Source organism: Sutterella massiliensis (assembly GCF_016899755.1).
Classification (GTDB): domain Bacteria; phylum Pseudomonadota; class Gammaproteobacteria; order Burkholderiales; family Burkholderiaceae_F; genus Sutterella; species Sutterella massiliensis.
Window position 1 is genome coordinate 1 of sequence record NZ_JACJJC010000482.1, and the last position, 252, is coordinate 252.

Below are 252 nucleotides of genomic sequence, written 5' to 3' on the forward strand. Positions count from 1 at the left end.
GAAGATGCTCTTCATGTCAGCGAAGGATGTGGAGAAATTTCCGGTTCCCGAACTTTCGGAGGAACAGATTGCTGCAGAACAACACGCGTTCGACGAACAGACAAAGCTTATCGAGAAAAGAAAGTTATTAGACGAAACAATTCGCTCGTTTGAATTCACCGCCATACCAGAGGATTGGCGCTGAAACAGCCGACTTTAAAACCGACAACCGAATTTTGGAAAACATATGAAAAACGCTGACAGCCTGAATCG

General features: G+C 44.8%; 1 protein-coding gene. It reads left to right on the forward strand.

What is annotated here, in order from left to right; translation table 11 throughout:
* Positions 1–184, forward strand: a 184-nt coding sequence (locus H6A60_RS13405) for a restriction endonuclease subunit S domain-containing protein (protein WP_205105353.1), incomplete at its 5' end; no start/stop codon positions are given.
* Between the last annotated feature and the right edge of the window lie 68 nt (positions 185–252).